The organism is Brevibacillus laterosporus (assembly GCF_030489605.1).
In the GTDB taxonomy this organism is placed as follows: Bacteria; Bacillota; Bacilli; order Brevibacillales; family Brevibacillaceae; genus Brevibacillus_B; species Brevibacillus_B laterosporus_E.
Window position 1 is genome coordinate 223,525 of sequence record NZ_JAUKFY010000003.1, and the last position, 17,046, is coordinate 240,570.

Genomic DNA, 17,046 nt, shown 5'->3' on the forward strand with positions numbered 1-17,046 from the left:
CGTCTAACCTTAATATCGTTTTGCTAATTTTTCAGATAAAATCAACAAATAAAAACGCCTTTGAAATGGTAACATTCACTTATTTAAGGTAAGTTTAAGAGTAGGTTAAGTCCAATGAAAGGTTTTTCAACTATAATAGTCTAGTAAAAGCAAAAAAAGGGTGTTCTATGTCTATTTCTTTTGGCAATAGAAGAATATTAAAAAATGTGGGAGGAAAATGAATGTCTAACCAACCAGTGGTGAAATTGGAAAACGTGACAAAAAGAGTCGCGGGGAAAACACTTGTAAAAGACCTGACATTCTCCGTACAACGTGGAGAGGTATACGGTTTTCTTGGTCCCAATGGTTCTGGTAAAACTACCACCATTCGCATGATTGTTGGTCTCTCTTCCATTACGGAAGGCGAAATATATGTGGAGGGTTACAATATAAAAAAAGATCGGTCAAAAGCAATGGCTCATGTCGGTGCTATTGTTGAGAACCCTGAACTCTATGGCTATATGACCGGGATGCAGAACATGATCCACTTCGCCCGGATGGCTGTTCAGCCAGTATCGAAGGAACGCATTCATCAAATTATTGACCTTGTAGAGCTGACAAGTGCTATCAATCAAAAGGTAAAAACCTATTCGCTAGGGATGCGTCAGCGCTTAGGAATTGCTCAAGCTCTGCTACACAATCCGTCCATTTTGATTCTAGATGAACCAACAAACGGCCTTGACCCGGCAGGGATTCGCCAGCTCCGCGACTATCTGCGGGAGTTAGCCAAACGTGAAAATATCGCCATTCTAGTCTCCAGTCACCTACTCTCTGAAGTGGAGCTTATGTGTGACCGGGCTCTTGTTATCCAAGAAGGTCGATTTATTGAAGAAATGATTGTTAACAATCAGGCAACAGAAGTTAAAGGACTGTCTGTTGAATTTGAAGTAGAAAGCAGTCAGCAAGCAGCAGACGTTCTGCACGATTGGACAGTTGAAGTAATGAGCGACAAGCTTCTTCTGCTTCAGATCGAAAAATCGGACATTCCGGTAATTGTACAACGCTTAGTAGAGAGCAATTGCCCTATCTATCAGATTAAAATTAGAACCAAGTCGCTGGAAGATCGCTTCTTAGCCCTGACAAAAGGAGGAAAATAGCGATGAAATTTTTCCATCTCATACAAAATGAAATTATGAAGCTCAATGCGAAAAGACAAACCGTGCTATTCTTCTCTTTACTGGCCGTTCTTGTTTTATTAGCAGGACTTATAGGTAAATTTTATGCGACAGACATGACTTCTAGCATTGGCTATGCTGGATTCTCGGTCTTCATGCAAATTGGTCTTGGCTTTTTAATTACTCTATTTGGCCTTGTTATAGGTGCCCAAATCCTGACGGACGAATATAAAGAAGGCACTATTAAACAGCTATTGATTCGTCCTAGCAGCCGTACAACCATTTTGCTTTCTAAATATGTGACAGTTCTTATCATGTTAGTTGCTGCTACTTTATTTTTGATGCTATTTAGCAGTCTGGTAGGAGTAGTCTTTTTCGGAACAGAATCAATGGCCGATTTAGATTTTACAACGTTACTACAAGCGTATTTCTACAACATTCCAGCATTATTATTTTTAGCTACACTATCTTTTTTCACTGCAACTATATTTAAAACAAATGCACTTGCGATTAGTGTAGCCATCATTGCATACTTTTCCGGTTCCATCGTTAGTATGTTTACCAAGAAATATGTATGGGGTAAGTTTCTGATTTTCAATCATCTGGACTTGCAAGCGTATTCTGACAATCCGTTGGTCTCTCGTTTGTCTGTACCTGCCTATCCCGATTTAGGCATCTGGTTCTCCTTGATGATAATCGCTATTTATATTGCCCTGATGGTTTTTTTATCCATCCTGATCTTCAAAAACCGGGATGTGCAATAAGCCTCTCAAAAATAAATCGTACAAGATACAAAAAGCTGGCTCTTCGAACGGAAGAACCAGCTTTTTTGATTATCTTGATCGGGCTTGCTTATTTTTTCGTTGGGTCAAATGAACTTTTCAGTGACACAATCAAGTTAAATACCAGTTTATCAACGGTTGTGTGCTTCGGATCAACATTGAAGTACCCATGGCGGAAAAATTGGAATTTATCTTGAGGTTTTGCCTCTGCCATATTCGGCTCTACAAATCCTTGCAGAATCTCTAACGATGACGGATTTATATAATCAAGGAAGGTTTTGCCCTCTTCTTCCTCTTCATCTAAAATCAATGGTTCATAGAGACGGAACTCAGCAGGAATAGCATGCGTTGCATCTACCCAGTGAAGCGTCCCTTTTACCTTACGTCCTGTAAAACCAGAGCCACTCTTTGTTTCAGGATCATAGGTGCAGTGAAGCTCTACAACATTGCCGTTCTCATCCTTAATGACCTCGTTGCATTTAATGAAATAAGCATGCTTGAGTCGAACTTCATTTCCCGGGAATAGTCGGAAATACTTACTTGGCGGGTTTTCCATGAAATCGTCTTGCTCTACATAAATTTCACGAGTAAACGGAATCAAGCGAGAGCCCATCTCTGGGTTTTCCGGATTAATTTCAGCTTCGAGCCACTCCACTTGTCCCTCTGGATAGTTCGTGATTACCACTTTAAGCGGTTTTACTACTCCCATTGTGCGCGGTGCTTTTAGCTTTAGATCTTCACGAATAAAATGATCCAGCATCTTAGAATCTACTACGCTGTAGCTGCGAGCAACACCGATCTCTCTAGCAAAGGTTCGGATAGATTCCGGGGTAAATCCTCTGCGGCGCAATCCTGAGATCGTTGGCATTCGCGGATCATCCCATCCATCCACAATGTTTTCATCAACGAGCTGCTTTAATTTACGCTTGCTCATTACTGTATGCGTTAGATTCAAACGTGCAAATTCGTATTGGTGCGGTACATGCTTCATTTCTGTTTCAGCGACCACCCAGTCATACAAAGGGCGATGGTCTTCAAACTCAAGAGTACAGATAGAGTGTGTAACCCCTTCAATTGCATCCTCTAATGGATGAGCATAGTCATACATCGGGTAAATGCACCAGGTATCACCCGTGTTATGGTGAGTAGCGTGCGAGATACGGTAAAGAACCGGGTCACGCAAGTTGATGTTCGGGGAAGTCATGTCAATCTTGGCCCGCAACACCTTTTCTCCATCCGCAAATTCACCCTTACGCATGCGCTCGAACAAATCCAGATTCTCCTCGATACTGCGATTGCGATACGGGCTTTCCTTGCCTGGCTGTGTTAGCGTACCGCGATATTCTCTCATTTGCTCCGCGGATAAATCACAAACATACGCTTTACCCTTTTTAATCAGCAATACAGCACGTTCATACATTTCCTCGAAATAATTAGATGCAAAATACAGTTCATTCCACTCAAAACCGAGCCACTTTACGTCTTCCTTGATGGATTCTACATATTCCTGATCCTCTTTCGTAGGATTCGTGTCATCAAAACGTAAAAATGCTTTGCCGTTAAATTCCTTCGCCAACTCAAAGTTTAAGCAAATAGATTTGGCATGTCCTATATGCAAGTAGCCGTTTGGTTCTGGAGGAAACCTTGTCACGACCTCATCTACCTTTTTTGATTCAAGATCATCAATAATTATGTTACGAATGAAATTTGATGATGCCGAAGTGTTTTCCACTAAAATCAACCTTTCTCCACCAAGTTAACGTGTACCTTGTACCATTTTGTATAAGTAAAATAATACAGTTTACTACTTTCTAGTTCAACCTACCTTCGCTTATAAGCCGATCTTTTTTAGTTTAGCCGTAAACAGGAAAAAACTACACCGGCTTCTGACCAAATGATATGACAGAAACCAGAATCTTATATCTTGTAAAAACGCTTTGTATTTTGATACAGGATAGAGGCTGTCTCCTCGACTGACAGACCTTTTAAACGGGCAATAGCTTGACAGCTCTCCCTCATCATAGCAGGATGGGTAAGCCGGCCTGCAAACGGTCCCTCAAACGGCCAGGGGCCATCCGTCTCTATCATAATTTGTTCCAAGGGGTATTGTAGAATCAGTTGCTGTATCTCGTCCTCATAGACAACATCTGGTGTAACAGAAATATAGTAGCCATTCCTACTCATTCTTAAAGCAACAGCCTTACTGCCTTTAAACCAATGAAAGTGGGCTTTCGTCACATGATGTTTTTCGAGCAGCTCACAGGCTATTTCAGCATCCTCATAAACAGCGTGCAGGATAATCGGTTTATCATAGCGACTGGCTGTCTTGATAAACCGTTCCAGTAAGTGAATATATGGCTCTTGGGTAAAAGCCTGTCCATTCTTGCCGGCCTCTAATTGGGTATAGTAAGGCAAGCCTACCTCCCCAATAGCTGCCATCTCCGTTTGGTGCTGGTCGATCCAATCAAATAATCGCTGCATTTCCTCTTCTGTCGGCAATTTCTGTTCAGGGTGAAAACCGTATGCTACGTGAACCTGCCCCGGATACCGCAGTAACCATTCTCGATTTACAAGACATGATGATAGATTCATAGAAACAGAAATCACCTTTTCAATCCCGTATGACTGACACTCAGCCATGATCCGCTGGGCATCAGCAGGATGATACGAATCTACATGTATATGCGCATCAATCATAGGATAGGAACCATTTGGCAAGAGAATTCCTCCTTTATCGGCTCTTGATCTTCATTGTAGCAATTTTTTACACATTCCGGTTAAAACAAAAATAGGCAGAAAAAACCCTATAACAACAGCATTCTAAGTTTTTAATATATAATTCATAATTTTTCACAAAAGTAAATAATCAGCTTTTACTAATTTTATTTACGCGTATATATGTTAAAATAGATAAAATATGATAGGAAGGTTATGGAGAAAGGAGGCTCTTTCATTTGACATCAATAGAAAGAGTATTATCTGTTAGCAATGATTTCCTATGGACTTACATTCTCATTTTCATTCTCATTGCAGTCGGAATTTATTTTACGATTCGTACCAGATTTGTGCAGATTCGCCTAATTGGTGAAATGTTTAGACTGCTCGGTGATGGTGCTAATCGTAATTCACAGGAGAAAAAAGGGGTATCCTCTTTCCAAGCCTTTTGTATGAGTGCAGCCTCCCGCGTGGGTACGGGAAATTTAGCTGGGGTAGCTATTGCCATCGCAGTTGGTGGCCCTGGAGCAGTCTTCTGGATGTGGCTGCTGGCTACAATCGGAGCGGCTTCAAGCTTTGTGGAATGCACACTTGCGCAGATTTATAAAGTACATGATAAGCATGGATTTAGAGGCGGTCCTGCTTATTACATGGAGAAAGCTTTAAATCAGCGCTGGATGGGTATTACCTTCGCTGTTCTAATTACGCTTTGCTTCGGGTTTGTTTTTAATGCCGTACAGGCTAATACCATTACGGCAGCTATGCAAACGGCTTTCGGGGTGGATAAAGTGACAATGGGTATCATTTTATGTATCCTCACTGCTATTGTTGTATTTGGTGGAGTAAAACGCGTAGCGGCTATCTCAAAATGGATTGTACCGATCATGGCAACTCTTTATATTGGTATTGCCTTATTTGTAATGCTTATGAATTATCAGCACATTCCTGCTGTCTTCATGAGCATAGTAAGCCATGCGTTTGGTCTGCAAGAAGCATTTGGTGGCGGTATTGGTATGGCTCTTAGCATGGGAATCAAGCGTGGACTATTCTCCAACGAAGCCGGGATGGGTAGCGCTCCTAATGCAGCGGCTACTGCTGATATTACGCATCCTGTTAAACAAGGCTTGTTACAAACGCTGGGAGTATATGTAGATACTTTGTTGGTATGCAGTGCGACTGCGTTTATTATTCTTACCTCTGGCATTTATGTGGATAGCGGCTTGGGTGGAATTGAATTGACACAAGCGGCGCTAAGCACTCAGCTCGGCTATTGGGCAGTTTACTTTATTGCCGTAATTGTTTTCTTTTTTGCGTATAGTTCCATTATTGGTAACTACTATTATGGTGAGACTAACATCGATTTTATTCGCAGTGAATCTCGGATGTGGGTTCTTCTCTATCGACTTTGCGTTATTGGGATGGTAATGTTTGGATCTCTAGCGCAAAACGATATCGTCTGGACATTAGCTGATTTATTTATGGGTATGATGGCGCTCCTTAACCTGATTGCTATTTTCCTGCTTGGAAAATATGCATTTGCTGCTCTGACCGATTATGTCCAACAGCGAAAAGCAGGCCAAGACCCAGTCTTTTATTCAGACTCTATCCCGGGTCTAGTTAATACAGAATGCTGGGAACGTGATCCTAATAAAGTAAAAGAGGTCTCCTAGCAATAAGAATTGAAAAACATGAGAATATACACAAGAAGAGGATACTACAGGCAGTAGTGTCCTCTTTTATTAACTTATTTATCTTTTTACCAAACATTTGGATTAGTAAATATCCCCATAAACCACTGGCGGAATTCCTCTACTCGAATCTCCAAGCATACTATAGCATTCGCTTGCTTTTGATATGGCTCTTCAGATCAACGATAGTCGCTCCAGCAGTATAGTTCCCATTGACTTCTACATCTACAAAGCATACCGTTTCCGAATATTATTGTAAGGATGGGCCAGCTGGTTCGTCAATTAGAAGGAAAACGAGATACGACATAGACCAGCACTGCGAATGTTATATTTTTATAAAGAAAAGCCGCTCCCTGCAGGAACGGCTTACATTCTTCTATATTCTTTGTAAGAGTTTTACTCCAAAAAAACTCTTATTTGCGTATCGAAATATAATAATGCTCCGAACAATAAGGTCATTCGTGCTGATCTGATAACTCACTGGTTCATACCGGATACTGCTACTGGTCTAACCCTTCTCTTATCTTTTATCTCTCTATTTTACTTTTTTGCTTTTTCCAAGGCTTGATTAACAGCCTCTTTTACAGCACTGCTAGATTTAGATGCACCGGAGATAGCCTCTACACCCTCTGTGCCTTGTTTTTCAATGATCTCAGGGATCGTGTTCTCCATAACAGCTTCAATCAGGTTTTGGGTTTCTTCATGCTCTAGGATCTTAATGCCGTCGATTTTACCTGCCTTCACTTCTACAGATACTTTAATATCGCTACTAGCACCGCGAGCCACACCTTCGTATGTACCGTCCTTAAATTTACCGGCATCAGCTGTTGCTCCACACCCAACCAGCACCATCGCCGCCATCGCTAGCATAGCTACTAGATAAAATAGTTTTTTCATCATCATTCTCTCCTCAATTTCTTGCTTTCAAGATTACTTCGCAGCCTTTGCTGCATTTTGTCCTGCAATGCGGCCAAATGTTACGATATCAGCCATAGCATTGCCTCCTAGACGGTTACCGCCATGTACGCCCCCTGTAACTTCACCGGCTGCATAAAGCCCCTTAATCACTTGACCTTCTTTATTCATGACTTCTGCATTGGTGTTGATTTGCAGGCCGCCCATAGTGTGATGAACCGCAGGAGTTACTTGAATGGCATAAACCTTTCCTTGGTTTAATTGAAGAGGCAGGTCATCACGCTTAAATTCCTTGTCTTGTTTCACTGCTACCGCATCATTATATGCTTTGACGCTTTTCATCGTAGCGTCTTTATCTACCCCGATTTTGCCAGCCAGCTCTTCGACAGAATCAGCTTCTGTTACTAGCTGCATGTTGAAGTACTCTTCTACCGCTTTTAGACCTTTTCTTAATCCGTCATCAAAGAACAGGTAAGCAACACCATCTTTTTGATCCAAAATACCTTTAGACACTACATCACGGGTTAATAGCTCATTGATGAAACGTTTACCGTCTTTATTAAGTAGAATAGCTCCGTTTCCGCGAACAGCTTCCGTTACCATCACACCTTTTTCAGGAACAACCGTTGGGTGTGTTTGAATTTCAGCCATATCAACTAAGTTGGCACCAACGCTTTCGCCCAGCGTAATCCCTTCACCCAATGCTCCTGGATGGTTCGTTGTCGCAAAGCCTTTTAGCTCTGGTTTATAGGAAATAACCATCTCCTGATTCGCTGAAAAACCGCCTGTAGCTAAAATGACTGCCTTTGCATGAATCGTGTAAGCCTTACCATCTTTATTCTCGGCTTTTACACCAGTAACTTTGCCCTGTTGATCTTTGATAATTGCGACTGCTTTATTTTTTACACGGACATCAACATTTTTTTCTTTTACTTTATTCTTTAAAGTAGATATAATATTAGAGCCTACAGCCGCTCCGCCAGTCGGACGATGAATGCGGCTTACACTTGCTCCTCCCGCACGACCAACGTCAGATAAATCAGCACCCATTGATTCTAGCCAAACGACAGAATCTTTCGCTTGCGTAGTCAGAATTTTTACCAGCTCAGGGTTATTCTTATTGTGTCCGCCCTTCATTGTATCTTGGTAAAACAGCTCTTGGCTGTCTTCGATTCCTTTTTTCTTTTGCGCTTCCGTTCCCGCTGCATTTAAGCCGCCAGTAGCGCGAGTTGTGTTACCTCCGACCATCGGCATTTTTTCCAGTACGATTATCCTGGCTCCAGCATTTGTGGCTTCTACCGCGGCAGATAGACCTGCACCGCCTGCACCAATTACTACGATATCCGTACTTTCATCCTGAGGAGCTGCTGTCTCAGTTGTAGCCTTTCCTTCCGTTGCACCAGGAGTCGTTGAACTCCCGCATCCGGACAGCACAGGAACTGCCAAAAATGCAGCCATCATAAGAGACATCCATTTCTTCATGTTGAATCCTCCCTTTTTTCTACCACTTGATAAATGGATATTCTAGTACCTTTTTCTTCTCTTTTTTGTATGAAAGCAATAACGTTATCCTTCGATGGTAGTATATACAGTAGATGTTCCAATGTATGTGAATAATTTCACACTATATTTTTTTGTGACCATCCATGCGTCCTTCTTTCCTCATTTTTTTCAAATGTAAGGTATTTTCTGTAATAATCAGACAAGCGCCTCATCTAGATTCAAAAGAACTTTACCTGCTTTTATTCTCGTATGTATGCGGTTCTTACCCTATTTGTAGCAGATCGGGCGTCATGTAAAAAAGCAATGGTTGTGAATGTGATAACATTCACAAAACGTTCACTGTCATCTTTCCTAACACGCCCCTATAATAAACAGCATAAAAACTATTGCAACAGTGTTTATCATAATAAAAGAGAAATAACAGACTTGCACATAAATCCTAACTGCTTGGAGGACTAGCTATGAGAATTGCTGTTATTGGATGCACACATGCCGGAACTGCCGCTATTGTTACTGCTGCTAAGTTATATCCAGATGCTCACATTACCGTTTATGAACGAAATGACAATATCTCTTTTCTTTCTTGCGGTATTGCCTTGTATGTAGGTGGTGTAGTGAAAGACCCCCAAGGCTTGTTCTACTCTTCCCCAGCGAAATTAGCTGAGCTTGGCGTGGTTACGAATATGCGCCACGATGTAATCTCAATTGATACAGATCACAAAACATTGGTTGTTCGCAATTTAAATACAAATGAAGAGATCATAGATTCCTATGATAAATTAATCGTTACTACTGGTTCTTGGCCAATCATGCCTAACATAGCAGGAATTGAACTGGACAATATCGTACTGTCCAAGAATTTTAACCACTCCAATACCATTATTGAAAAAGCAAAAACAGCTAAAAATGTAGTCGTCGTTGGGGCAGGATACATTGGGATTGAATTAGTCGAAGCCTTTGAAATGAATGGCAAGCAGGTGACTCTCATTGATAGTGCTGATCGAATTCTAAACCGTTACCTTGACGAAGAATTTACTCACGTTACCGAAAAAGAATTACGGGATCATGGTGTTACACTTGCTTTAGGTCAAACTGTTACGAAATTTGAAGGCATAGACGGTAAAGTGACAAAGGTCATCACCACAAAAGGCGAATACGAGGCTGACTTGGTGATTCTATGCATTGGCTTTCGTCCAAATACAGGCTTGCTTGCAGGACAAGTCGATATGTTGAGTAACGGAGCCGTTATCGTAAATGAATACATGCAAACTAGCAAAACGGATGTGTATGCTGCTGGAGACAGTTGTGCGATTCGCTACAATCCCACCGGGCAACACACCTATATTCCTCTCGCCACGAATGCTGTACGCATGGGTACACTAGTTGCCAAGAATCTAGTGACTCCTACCATGGCTTATATGGGCACACAAGGAACATCCGGGATTAAAATTTATGATTATAATATTGCTTCTACTGGATTAACAGAAGGGGCTGCTTCAGACTTGGCTATCAATGTGAAAACAGTCACAATCGAAGACAGCTATCGACCAGAATTCATGCCAGAGCATGAAAAGGTCTTACTAAAAGTAGTCTTCGAAGAGGCTTCCCGCCGCATTATCGGAGCCCAAATCATGTCCAAGGCTGACTTAACGCAATCCATGAATACCTTATCTGTCTGCATCCAAAATCATATGACAATCGACCAGCTTGCCTTTGTCGATTTCTTCTTCCAACCGCATTACAATAAGCCTTGGAACTTCTTAAATCAGGCTGGCTTGCAAGCAATATAGAAAAGCATAGATTCAGCAGCTTGGTACGCCTATTTGGCAAATCAAGAGGTTATCAGCAAAAAGAGCGTCAGCCTAGCTAACGCTCTTTTTCTCTTATGCCTTTTCAACCTACACGCCAAGCAAGGCTCCCTGTTCCATTACTTTATGCTCATCTAAATAGAAGTCTGGCTCCATTACAACACAATCAATATGTACACCTGCTGATATGACTCCCCCAAAGGTATTGTTGCTTCCAAACGCTACATGAATTGTGCTGTATACCTTTTCATCCTCTAAGACAACCCCTGTAATACGAGCTTTATCATTCGTCCCTATTCCAAACTCCGCTAATAATCGGCCATCTCCATCGCCCAGCAGCTCCAAAAGCTGTTTTCCGCTTGGGCCCTCTGCGGAAACAATGCGTCCTTTCTCAATTGTAAGCAGGACAGGCTCTGTTAATTTCCCAATCCCAGCAATGGAACCATCTACAAGAATTTGCCCGGCAGCTGTTCCCTCTAGAGGAGCAATATAAGCTTCTCCGGACGGCAGATTACCCGATTCTCCCGGATTGACATACACACCGGTGCTGGGAATTCCCTTTCTTTGCTCAATGGAAAAGCTTAGGGAATAACCCGCTTTGTCAATTCTAACTTGCTTAGCTTCTGTCAGCATGCTAGCTACTTCTTCAGTCAGCTCTTTTACTTTGGCATAATCGGCCGCAATAGCGCCTGCCATGAACATATCCTCTGTTATCCCTGGCATCGTAGCCACCCTGGCTCCTGCTGCTACCGCATTTTTTCGAGCATGCGTATGAGTAAGCGAATGCTTGGTAATCCCAATCACTACGTCAGCCTTCGTCATAGCGATCGCTACGGCTTCAGGAGGCTCCTCTCCCGATTTGGCACGCTCCTGCATAACCATGAGTAGGGCTTGGGCTCCTAGACTTCTTCCTGCTTCATAGAGAGCCTCTGCTAGGTTTTTCTTGGAGTCATCCGTTACAACTAAAAGAGTTTCACCAGCTTTTACTCCCAATGAGCTTTGCAGCACACTTTTACTAATTTCAATGATGGATTGTTGCATATGAACCACCTTTCTCCTAGCGTCTTAGAAATTTTATTTACACATTCCGAAATATACTTTACCATGATCACCTTACATAGGCACAGCTTGGATCAATCCGCTCTACTGTCGTATTCGGAGACAAATCCGGTATTTCTTTAACACCTGCCGTGAAATTTGCCTCTCTGTTTCCTAGCAATGAACGATCTCACCGATATAGCAATAATACGGATCATCTGCAATCACATGCTCCTGCCTAATCTCTTCGGACAGGACAGGTGCAGTAATTTCTTGAGCCACGATCACCTTACATTCATAATAACGCTCACAGTTGCCGATCACAGGTGTATCAATAACCCGAGAGTCTGCAAGGGTTAATTGGCATGTAGAGATTTTATCCACCGTACGACCGGATTGTGTTCCACAGGCAAAGAGCTTTTCTCCCATATCATTTGAAAAAGGAACACTAACTGTAAACTCCTGAGAAGCCTGTAAAAGCTGGGTGGTATGCCTGCTTTTACGCACCATCACTGTCAGCGTCGGTTTTCCGTATAGAAAACCAATGCTCCCCCAAGCAATTGTCATCGTGTTGATCTCTTCTCCTGCCTTGGTTGTTAGAAAAGCCCCTCTTCGATGCAGCCAGTCTGTTGCAAGCTCCATTTGCTCTAGAAAAGCCGCGGGCATTTGATTTTTCGGTTCATGATCTTCTCTATTCCTTAGCTGTTGATCCATCAAAAACACCCTTTCGATGTTTATCTTCCCTTTCATTGTACTGAGGATTTCTCCCTTGTCCCTTCTCTCTTTTTGACAAAAGCATGACGCACTTTTACAGCAAAAAACCCACCCCATGTATAAACACAGGATGGATTCGCTCTTACGCTTACTTATTATTTGTCAGTTTAGCAATCAACGGCAGGATCAGACCCAAACCTAACAACACGAACGGAGTCGCGATATTAAGTGTAATTTGGAAGTACCATTCTGATGTAAACGCAGGTACTTTCGGGAACATCCCCATCAAGCAGGCAAAGGCAGTGAAGACAAAACACCAACCACCAATTAACAGGCCAAACTTATTATTTTTCACAAATTGATATTCAGACGTAAATTTATCCGCCATTTTCATAACAGCAATGTATGCGGCGAATACCCATAAGTAACGAAGCGGCATAACCACAGAGTTTAAGTCTAACAACCAGTTAAACAATGTATTAATATTACCGATCCCGAGAGCTGGTACGATGATGAGAATACCTACTAGAATCGCAGTCAAGATATAACCATTAGTAGGGGTACCCTTGTCATTGCTTTTCAAAAGCTTTCTTGGAATGTATTTCTCATCAGCATCTAATAGCAACACCTTCAATGGCGCATCAATAGAGAAGGCCAATGCTGAAATTTGGGCCAATGTATTGGAAATCGCATACAAAATTAAGAACGTGTTACCAATTCCGTAGTAGTTACCCAGCATTTGGAACGCATAGTATTGACCATTCATTTTTAAGTCAGCAGGAATGTTATTCGCATCAAACATAATCCCCATGGCATACGAGCCTAAGAGCGCACAGACAGCAACCATGATCGCTAGAATCAACATCCCTCTTGGGAACTCACGAGTCGGGTTATTCGTGAAGTTGACATACGGTGCGATCTTTTCTGCCCCACCTACCGCAAAGACCAGCATGGATAAGGTAGTAAAATAAGCAAAATTAAATTCAGGAATGAATGTGCTGACCGTCATATTGGTTGTTGCAACACTTACGCCTGTGAGTGCTGGTGCCGTAACAGCTAACAAAATGTACAACAAGGACATCACAAATACAGAAATACCGGCAACTGTCCCAATTCGCTTTAAGGACGAAATACCTTTAGAAGCAATCCATACAAAGAGTAAAAAGATAGCTAAACAAGCTAATTGAATGACCAACGTAGAATATTGGTCGAGTACCTTACCACTGCCTGTAAATGTCCAGCCTAGTGCAATCAAGATAGCCTGAGGCTTTTGTGCCAGATATGGAATGTGAACAGCCCAGTAGGTCCATGCTGCCAAATAAGCAATATTAGGACCCATCGTTTCTTTAATCCAGGTACTGACACCGCCCTTACCATCTTTAAAGGTAGAACCTAATTGACCCACCATTAAGGCATAAGGAATAAAATATAAGGCAATAATCAAAACCCAAGAGGTAATGACTTGTAATCCTTGGTTGGCATAGTTATTAACAACGTTACCAAAGCCCCAAACTGCTACAAACGCCATTAACGCAATATTATACCATCGGAGTTTTTTTGCATCCGCTCCCATATAAAGAATTTCTCCTTCCTGAAATGAAAAAATATACAGAGAACTAACATTTCCCCTTGTAAATTATAAAGGAGGACTTGATCTATTCCTATAACGAAATCAAAATATTTTTGTCTTTTTATTAATAGTTAAAAAATCTAAAATATAATCATGAAGCATAAAATTTATCATTACCAAAGAAAGCGTTTTTATAAATATCTATCAAAAAAATAAAAAGAGCAGTTACATTGGTTACACGTAACTGCTCTTCCTGGTTCAACCTTCTATTTTTTCTCTGACTCTTGTCGTTCAGCGTGCCAAGAAAGCATTCGGTCAGGATGATTGGTACAAATATACAGATGGGGATGCCATTCTCCTATTCGCTTCATCTCATGTTCATCATCAATCGTCCAAGCAAATATTTCGTAGCCTTTCTCCAGCATCATGTGTACAAAATCTTTTGTCAGATAAGGATAGGCCATGGACAGAATGGTTGCTCCTGTTTCCTCTAGCTGTTCACGTAACAGAACTGGTTTGCCCGCTATAATTAATCCCGTTTTTATCGAGGGTTGCAGTCCTTTGACCTTTTTTATGATTTCGTGATCAAAAGAGGTGAGACAAACCTGTGAAGTAAACTCATATGCTTCTACCAGCTCCACGACCTTTTCAGCTAGTCGCGGATATAGATTTCCTGCTGTCTTTAGCTCTACATTAAGGCGGCAAGTATGCTGCGACACAGCTTGAAACAATTCCTCCAAGGCGGGAATGGTTTCATCAGAAAATTCCTCAGCAAACCAGCTTCCTGCACTCGATTGACGCAATTGTTCAAATGTATGGTCTTTGACTAGCCCTGATCCGTTTGTAGTGCGTTCTAGCGTAAAATCATGAATGAGCACAGGAACCTCATCCTTGGATAGCTGTACATCAACCTCAATTGCCTGAATGCCCGGTTCTGCTAAGGCAAGCTTAATAGCTGCCATCGTATTTTCAGGTGCCCTCCCTGACCAGCCTCGGTGTGCCATGCAGTAGCCCATATAAGATTCTCCCCCTATTTCTTCAACAATTTTTGCCCCTTTTCCACAGCCTTTGATAGTGCCTCGTCAATACTGGCCTGACCTAAAATGACACGTTGAATTTCCGTCATAATTACTTCCTGCAGCTCTTTATAGCCCGGTACCATTGGGCGCGGCTTACCATACTCTAACTGCTTCACAGCTACTTGGAAGTTCGGATCCTGTTCATACACTTTTTTCATCTCATCTGATTGAATTGCCTCCGATGTGACTGGCATGTACCCTGTCTCCGCTGACCATACACTTGTTTGCGGCGTATCAGTAATCCACTTCACGAACTCCCACGCCGCCTTCTTTTCTTTTTCAGATGATTTTTGTAGAATTACTAAATTTGCCCCACCTGCTGGCACTCCGAAATCCTTATTAGCCGGCAAGAAAGCCGTTCCTACATCAAACTTGGCTTTTTCCCGCATTCCCTTCAGCTCACCAGTAGTTGTAAAGATCATCCCTACTTGCTGATTTAAGAAATCCTGCGCGGCTACATCCCATGCATTGTACTTCTCACCTGGAGGAGCTTTCATGATTCCTTCTTTTAACATGCTCATCCAAAATTCCAACGGCGCTTTCCCTGCCTCTGTATGAATTACTAAGCTCTTGCCGTCCTCGCTTAAAATTTGTCCGCCGCTCTCGAACACCAGCGCTTCATAGAACCAAATATCAATGGGCGTAGAAAATCCGTATCTTTTGGTTTTTCCGCCTTCCTTTTTTGTGAGCTTTTGAGAAAAATGGCGTAATTCCTCCCAGGTTTTTGGACCATTTGGATCAAGTCCTTCTTTCTTCAATAAATCGCGATTGAGATATAGCAAAGGAGTGGAGCGGTTAAAGGGAACGGCATATAATTTATCCTTCCAATAGGAGTTGCCCATAAGACCAGGATTGTATTTCTTCTCTTCTCCAGCAGCATACGGGCCTAGATCCTCCAACACCCTCGCATCCGCAAAGGCGCCAATGGAAGCAATCTCAACCATCGTAACATCAGGCTGATTCCCGGCTGTGACCGCTGATAACACCTTAGTATGATTCTCGTAGTAGCTTCCTTGATAAGAGGGCTTCACCACAATATCCTTATGCGTTTGATTAAATTCCTTTACAAGCTTTTGAACCATTTCCCCATTGTGACCGCCTACTGCATACCAGAAGTCAATCTCAACAGGCTGGGCAGATGTTGTTGCTTCCTGACTTGCTGCTGTCCCCTGTTCAGCAGTTCCTGCTGCCTGCTGCTGAGCACAGCCTGCCAGCATTCCTGACAAGCCTACTGTACACATTAGAATTGATAAGCCCCACTTTTTCACATTCTTGCCCTCCTTGACATTCGGTTATTTGGATTGATAAACAAACGCGCTAATAATATGGCGCTGAGCGAAAAAGAAAATCAGCAGTATCGGGAACACCAAAATCATATTCCCCGCCATAATCACATTCCACTGACTGCCTCCGTCAGCCGCTTTCAGCATGGAAATTCCTATCGGTAATGTGCGCACCTCGTTACTGTTGGTCATGATGAGCGGCCAAAAGTAATCATTCCAGTGATAAATGAAGCTAAATAGTCCAAATGTGACCAGCACATGCTTTGCCATAGGAGCCATAATGGTCCACATGATCTTCCACTCAGATGCATGATCCAACCGTGCCGCCTCAATTACCTCGTCTGGTACCTGCATAAAGGCCTGGCGTAATAAAAAAATACCGAAGGCACTCGCCCCATAAGGCAATATCAATGACCATAAGGTGTTCACGAGCCCCCAATTGCTCATCTCCACGTAGATTGGCAGAAAGATCACCTGAGGCGGAATCATCAGAGCGATTAAGGTGACGCCAAACAGAAAATTTCTTCCCCGAAAGCGATACCTTGCAAATGCATAGGCAGCAGGTACAGCCGTTAAGATTTGAAGAAACAAAATACCAAGCGCTACCAGCAGGCTGTTTAGTAAATAAGTAAAGAATGGCCCCGAGCCCCAAGCGATTACAAAGTTCTGAAACTGCAAAGACTCAGGCCACCAGGTAGGCGGAAATTGAAAGACCTCAGGCAATGTTTTAAAAGCAGTCAACGCCATCCATAGAAAAGGAAAGACAAAGATGAGCGATACAGCTAGTAACATCATCC

General features: G+C 42.3%; 14 protein-coding genes. 4 read left to right on the forward strand and 10 right to left on the reverse strand.

The features are described from left to right. Positions 1-221 precede the first annotated feature (221 nt). Both QZ995_RS04680 and QZ995_RS04685 read left to right on the forward strand, forming a co-directional pair. Positions 222-1,136 (forward strand): ABC transporter ATP-binding protein, encoded by a 915-nt coding sequence (locus tag QZ995_RS04680; RefSeq protein ID WP_301803714.1) that lies wholly within the window; start codon positions 222-224, stop codon positions 1,134-1,136. 2 nt (positions 1,137-1,138) lie between these two features. Further along, positions 1,139-1,918 (forward strand): DUF2705 family protein, encoded by a 780-nt coding sequence (locus QZ995_RS04685; protein ID WP_301803715.1) that lies wholly within the window; start codon positions 1,139-1,141, stop codon positions 1,916-1,918. A gap of 88 nt (positions 1,919-2,006) precedes the next feature. On the opposite strand, the gene QZ995_RS04690 is transcribed toward QZ995_RS04685, so the two are convergent. Together QZ995_RS04690 and QZ995_RS04695 are read right to left on the reverse strand one after the other, a co-directional pair. Further along, positions 2,007-3,677: a glutamine--tRNA ligase/YqeY domain fusion protein gene (locus tag QZ995_RS04690; protein ID WP_301803717.1), complete on the reverse strand. Its 1,671-nt coding sequence runs from the start codon at positions 3,675-3,677 to the stop codon at positions 2,007-2,009. Between the two features lie 176 nt (positions 3,678-3,853). Continuing rightward, positions 3,854-4,654, reverse strand: a complete 801-nt coding sequence (locus QZ995_RS04695; protein WP_301803719.1) for a TatD family hydrolase — start codon at positions 4,652-4,654, stop codon at positions 3,854-3,856. Between the two features lie 236 nt (positions 4,655-4,890). Between QZ995_RS04695 and QZ995_RS04700 the strand changes: the two genes are divergently transcribed. After that, complete coding sequence (locus QZ995_RS04700) at positions 4,891-6,321, forward strand: alanine/glycine:cation symporter family protein (protein WP_301803721.1); 1,431 nt, start codon at positions 4,891-4,893, stop codon at positions 6,319-6,321. A 558-nt stretch (positions 6,322-6,879) separates the two neighbouring features. Here the strand turns inward: QZ995_RS04700 and QZ995_RS04705 are convergent. Together QZ995_RS04705 and QZ995_RS04710 are read right to left on the reverse strand one after the other, a co-directional pair. Beyond that, positions 6,880-7,236: an FMN-binding protein gene (locus QZ995_RS04705; RefSeq protein WP_301803725.1), complete on the reverse strand. Its 357-nt coding sequence runs from the start codon at positions 7,234-7,236 to the stop codon at positions 6,880-6,882. Between the two features lie 33 nt (positions 7,237-7,269). Beyond that, positions 7,270-8,736: a flavocytochrome c gene (locus QZ995_RS04710; RefSeq protein WP_301803728.1), complete on the reverse strand. Its 1,467-nt coding sequence runs from the start codon at positions 8,734-8,736 to the stop codon at positions 7,270-7,272. A gap of 482 nt (positions 8,737-9,218) precedes the next feature. Here QZ995_RS04710 and QZ995_RS04715 point away from each other — a divergent pair, with 482 nt between their 5' ends. Continuing rightward, positions 9,219-10,547 (forward strand): FAD-dependent oxidoreductase, encoded by a 1,329-nt coding sequence (locus QZ995_RS04715; RefSeq protein ID WP_301803730.1) that lies wholly within the window; start codon positions 9,219-9,221, stop codon positions 10,545-10,547. A gap of 108 nt (positions 10,548-10,655) precedes the next feature. Here the strand turns inward: QZ995_RS04715 and QZ995_RS04720 are convergent, their stop codons facing one another. The 6 genes from QZ995_RS04720 to QZ995_RS04745 form a co-directional block, all read right to left on the reverse strand. Continuing rightward, the gene (locus QZ995_RS04720; protein ID WP_301803734.1) at positions 10,656-11,606 is read right to left on the reverse strand and encodes an aminopeptidase; all 951 of its coding nucleotides are present in this window, start codon (positions 11,604-11,606) and stop codon (positions 10,656-10,658) included. A 171-nt stretch (positions 11,607-11,777) separates the two neighbouring features. Beyond that, positions 11,778-12,317 carry a flavin reductase family protein gene (locus QZ995_RS04725; RefSeq protein ID WP_301803737.1) on the reverse strand — a complete coding sequence of 180 codons (540 nt, stop codon included), beginning with the start codon at positions 12,315-12,317 and terminating at the stop codon, positions 11,778-11,780. A 148-nt stretch (positions 12,318-12,465) separates the two neighbouring features. Beyond that, positions 12,466-13,890, reverse strand: coding sequence for an amino acid permease (locus QZ995_RS04730; RefSeq protein WP_301803740.1), 1,425 nt, complete (start codon positions 13,888-13,890; stop codon positions 12,466-12,468). 263 nt (positions 13,891-14,153) lie between these two features. Then, positions 14,154-14,903 carry a glycerophosphodiester phosphodiesterase gene (locus tag QZ995_RS04735; protein ID WP_301803743.1) on the reverse strand — a complete coding sequence of 250 codons (750 nt, stop codon included), beginning with the start codon at positions 14,901-14,903 and terminating at the stop codon, positions 14,154-14,156. 14 nt (positions 14,904-14,917) lie between these two features. Beyond that, on the reverse strand, positions 14,918-16,234 hold the full coding sequence (locus tag QZ995_RS04740; RefSeq protein ID WP_301803745.1) for an ABC transporter substrate-binding protein: 1,317 nt from the start codon (positions 16,232-16,234) through the stop codon (positions 14,918-14,920). A gap of 24 nt (positions 16,235-16,258) precedes the next feature. Then, positions 16,259-17,044 carry a carbohydrate ABC transporter permease gene (locus QZ995_RS04745; RefSeq protein WP_437124718.1) on the reverse strand — a complete coding sequence of 262 codons (786 nt, stop codon included), beginning with the start codon at positions 17,042-17,044 and terminating at the stop codon, positions 16,259-16,261. Positions 17,045-17,046 lie beyond the last annotated feature (2 nt).